The following is a 1,653-nucleotide window of genomic DNA, read 5'->3' on the forward strand; positions in this document are numbered from 1 at the left end:
CCGCCGTCGGGGTTGTTGGGGTTGCAGATCACGGCGACGCGGGTGCCGCGGGCCCGGATGAACTCCGCGTACTGGGCGAGGTCGAGGGGGCTCTGCGAAAGGACTATCGGGGCCGGTTGCGCCCGGACGGTCTCGACGTGCAGTTCGTCCACCTGGCCGGTGATTTCGAGACTATCTCCGCACGTATGCGTTTCCGCGCCGGGCACTTCATGCCGGAGAGTCTGCTCATCTCCCAGTTCGACGCTCTCGAACCGCTCGCAGACGACGAGCGCGGCGTCACGCTGAATGTCGTCTCCAAACCGAGCACACTGGTGGGCGAGGCAGTCGACTACATCCATACATCTCAGAGGAGCGTCACAGCGTGAGTAGCACCGCAAGCCCCGGCCCGTTCGACATTTCCGGGAAGGTCGCGCTGGTGACGGGTTCGAGCCGAGGCATCGGCTCGGCCCTCGCGACTGGTCTCGCCGAGGCGGGTGCGGTAGTGGTGCTCAACAGCCGAAATGTCGACGTGCTCGAAGCCGAGCGTCGACGCATCGCCGACGCGACCGGTGCAACGGTGCACGCATTCGCTTTCGACGTCACCGATTCGGCTGCCGTCCGGGATGCGGCGACACGCATCGAGGCGGAGGTCGGCCCGGTCGAGATCGTTGTCAACAACACCGGCGTGCAACACCGTGCCCCGCTTCTCGAGTTCGGCGACGACGACTTCCGGCGTGTCATGGACACCAACCTGACCAGTGCGTTCTACGTCGGACGTGAATTCGCCCGCGGCATGGTCGAGCGCGGACACGGGAAGATCGTCAACATCTGCTCGGTGCAGAGCGAACTCGGCCGAGCAGGTATCGCACCGTATGCGGCCAGTAAGGGTGGGCTGAAGATGCTCACCCGCGGAATGTGCGCCGACTGGGCACCCTTCGGTTTGCAGATCAACGCGATCGCACCGGGATACTTCGACACCGAATTGACCTCTGCGCTGGTCAACGATCCGGAGTTCACCGCGTGGCTCGCCAAGCGGACGCCCGCCGGACGCTGGGGCCGTACCGAGGAGCTGATCGGGTCGCTACTGTTCTTGGCATCCCCGGCTTCGGATTTCGTCAACGGTCAGATCCTCTACGTCGACGGCGGAATGACAGCCGTCGTCTGATTGTCCGCTGTTAGATCGTCCGCTACTCGAACAGAAAGCACCCACATGACAGACGCCAGCACCCCTCGCATCCACCTCGGTCCCGTCGAGGATCCTCACGTCGCCGACGGAATACGCCGAGCCGGTGGAGCTCTCGTTCCACTGGCAGAAGCCGAGGGCGTCGTGTGGGTACAGGGGCCGGAGACGTTCCCGTCGTCGCTACCCGATTCGGTTCGCTGGGTGCAGTTGCCGTTCGCCGGGATCGAGCCCTGGTTCGACGCCGGTGTGATCGACGACAAGCGGGTCTGGACGTCTGCTGCCGGAGCGTACGCGGGCAATGTCGCCGAACATACGATGATGCTTCTCCTCGCCGGAGTTCGCTCTCTCCCCGAACAATTGGCGGCGCGCTCGTGGCGCAAGGAAGAGTTCGACCCGCGGGTGGGCGCCTCGCCGCCCGCGGCGCTGCGCTGCCCCTCGGTGCCGCTGCGCATCCGCGCCAGGCAGTAGGCGCCGGTCACCGCGCAGAGCGC

At 65.6% G+C, this 1,653-nt stretch carries 2 protein-coding genes and 1 pseudogene; 2 read left to right on the forward strand and 1 reads right to left on the reverse strand.

Translation table 11 applies throughout. The annotated features are described in order from the left end of the window. The first annotated feature begins 137 nt into the window (after positions 1-137). Together ABT116_RS44705 and ABT116_RS44710 are read left to right on the forward strand one after the other, a co-directional pair. A complete protein-coding gene (locus ABT116_RS44705; RefSeq protein WP_351646691.1) occupies positions 138-365 on the forward strand; it encodes a hypothetical protein in 228 nt (75 codons plus the stop codon). Then, positions 362-1,144, forward strand: a complete 783-nt coding sequence (locus ABT116_RS44710) for an SDR family oxidoreductase (protein WP_182262126.1) — start codon at positions 362-364, stop codon at positions 1,142-1,144. Before ABT116_RS44705 ends, ABT116_RS44710 begins: the two co-directional genes overlap by 4 nt. 422 nt (positions 1,145-1,566) lie before the next feature. On the opposite strand, the pseudogene ABT116_RS44715 reads toward ABT116_RS44710, so the two are convergent. Further along, positions 1,567-1,653 (reverse strand): annotated as a pseudogene (locus ABT116_RS44715) (DUF5134 domain-containing protein); the annotation flags it as partial.

Origin of the sequence: Streptomyces sp. NPDC002130 (genome assembly GCF_040296465.1) — a bacterium.
Classification (GTDB): domain Bacteria; phylum Actinomycetota; class Actinomycetes; order Streptomycetales; family Streptomycetaceae; genus Streptomyces.